This window comes from uncultured Dialister sp., assembly GCF_900541605.1.
Lineage (GTDB): Bacteria > Bacillota > Negativicutes > Veillonellales > Dialisteraceae > Dialister.
Genome location: NZ_UQKJ01000197.1, coordinates 1 through 2,372 on the forward strand (window position 1 = coordinate 1; position 2,372 = coordinate 2,372).

The window sequence follows — 2,372 nt, forward strand, 5'->3', positions numbered from 1 at the left end:
AGTGCATAAAAATCCTTATGAAATCTGACTCTGCGAATTAATCAGCGCTTCCTTAGGAAAGGCGGATGAGAACTCAGCCCTGAAAGTATATAAAAAGTAATTACCTGACTTTAAAGTGCATTCTTACGAAAAAGCAAATACTACGCTATAATACACCCAGACTTGAGAACCGGTTCCTGGGAAGGACGCTTCCCGGCAGAAAATTATTATATTTCTATCATAAGGAGTAACCAAAACCATGTTAAACGAAATCAACTGGCCCGAAGAATACCTTCCGGGATTTACGGATAACTTTGCATCAAATGAAATCATTGTTCCCGGCATTACGGCAGAAGAAGTCTTTGAAAACCTGCTGGATACTTCTATCTGGCCCACCTACTATGACAATGTGTCAGATGTCTATTTCTACAACCACAATGGTCCGGTACTGAAAGAAAATACCCGGTTCCGTTTCAACACATTCGGCTTCCCTGTGGAAGCAAGGGTCATTGAATTTGAAAAACCGGCAGATGGAAAGCCCGGCCGTCTTGCATGGCATGGATGGGCAGAAGGGGATGAAGATCATCGCCTGGATGTAGTCCATGCATGGCTTATCGAGGACATGCCCAAAGGCCGTGTCCGTATCCTGACCCAGGAATCCCAGAAAGGGAAACCGGCAAAGGACCTGTTCAATACCCATCCGGACACCATGAATATGGGGCACCAGGACTGGGTGAAAGGTCTGGCTGCCACCGTTCTGAAAGCGCATAAAAAATAAGGAGGACTACAGAAAAAATGAAAAAAATGAAAATAGCTGCTGCTGCCATGATGGCAGCTTCCGTATTACTGGGAACAGTCACAGTCAATGCGGCGGATACCAAAGGCAAAATTCTGGTGATCGCATCTGGTGAAGACCAGATGACCCTGAAGAATGGGTCCATCATGAATGTTGGATTCTTCCTCAACGAATTTGCAGTGCCCTCCCAGTACCTGGCCGGTGAAGGGTATGAAATCGTACTGGCTACTCCGGAAGGCAAGAAGCCGGTGATGGATGCCAGCTCCAACGATAAGGCCTTCTTTAATGGCAGTGAAGAAAGAAGAGCTTCTGCCAAGGCCTTTACCGACAATCTGACTCCTATTTCCTTCAAAGAAGCGCTGGCCCATCTCGATGACTACAAGGCCATCTTTATTCCCGGCGGTCATGCACCGATGACGGACCTTATGCAGAGCGAAGACCTGGGGAAGATGCTTCGTACTTTCCATGAAAAAGGAAAACCGACAGCCATGATCTGTCATGGCCCGGTGGCAGCGCTTTCTGCACTTCCGAATGCAGCAGCCTATCGGAAAGACCTGGTGGACGGTGACTTTGCCAAAGCCCAGGCAGATTCCAAAGACTGGATTTACAACGGCTATCATATGACCGTCCTCTCGGATGGAGAAGAATGGCCCGGTGAACTGGCTAAAGGCACGGAAATGCCTTTCCATGTGGAACAGGCCCTCCAGATTGCCGGTGGCTACATGGAAGAAGGCGCCCTTTACCAGAGCCATGTAGTAAAGGACAGGGAACTGATTACCGGACAGAATCCGGCGTCTGATATCGCCCTGGCCAAGGCCCTGGTCAGTGCCATTGAAGGGAAATAAGACAGGAAAGTAAAAACTGTGAAGGTGGGTTGCGTCCACCTTCACAGTTTTTACTTGGCCCAAATAGCTGGGCTTACTGCTTACAGAGATCCGCTGACAGAGATACCGCGGCTGCCGCCGCAGAGACGATAGATGATAGATAGAAGAGAGCCAGCCTGCGGCGAAAAGAGATGAAATTTGAGAGTTGAATTGAGGACCCAACTGCCTGGTCACTACCCCCTGCAAGCTGTCAGCGGATAGCAATCCCCTCAATCTCGATCTCAATCTATTACCTGCATGGAGACACTTACTTTTCAATTTATTTGAAAAAATTTCACTTTCCATGTTCACAAATCGGGACTTTTTGGAATGTATATAGTAGAGGGACAATAAAGTTTCCGGAATTTCAAAGATGGATTTCCTATCTCTTGCACAGCCGGCAGCGAGAAACCATTAGGAGAAGGTCTTTAGAATCGATATCAGCTTTTAGTCTCTCATCTGGCCGAAAGGTCAGTGAGCGCTGCATGTTAATTTTTCATTAAATCTATGAAATAATTTAGACATCCAACGCTTTTCCGTTATGTATATAGTAGAGGGATGAAAAAGGTCCGCGGGATGAAAAGTGGATTCCCCGTTTTCCTGAGTGCGCGCTGTGGAAAGAACCCCGGGAATCCACCGGACATCGGGTACCGCCTTTGGAAGTTCCTCGCCCATTCGGCCGAAAGGGAAGATGAGATCGAGGAGCGAGACCGAGATCGAGGTGGACAGCGGCT

2 protein-coding genes are annotated in these 2,372 nt (G+C 47.9%); both read left to right on the forward strand.

Translation table 11 applies throughout. The features are described from left to right. The first annotated feature begins 238 nt into the window (after positions 1-238). Positions 239-757 (forward strand): SRPBCC domain-containing protein, encoded by a 519-nt coding sequence (locus QZR21_RS08985; protein WP_296100000.1) that lies wholly within the window; start codon positions 239-241, stop codon positions 755-757. A 17-nt stretch (positions 758-774) separates the two neighbouring features. Beyond that, on the forward strand, positions 775-1,620 hold the full coding sequence (locus QZR21_RS08990) for a type 1 glutamine amidotransferase domain-containing protein (protein WP_296099997.1): 846 nt from the start codon (positions 775-777) through the stop codon (positions 1,618-1,620). The last annotated feature ends 752 nt before the right edge of the window (positions 1,621-2,372 follow it).

Excerpts from the sequence above, each read along its gene's own strand:
- QZR21_RS08985 (WP_296100000.1), top strand. The coding sequence starts at position 239 with ATGTTAAACGAAATCAACTGGCCCGAAGAATACCTTCCGGGATTTACG.
- QZR21_RS08990 (WP_296099997.1), top strand. The coding sequence starts at position 775 with ATGAAAAAAATGAAAATAGCTGCTGCTGCCATGATGGCAGCTTCCGTA.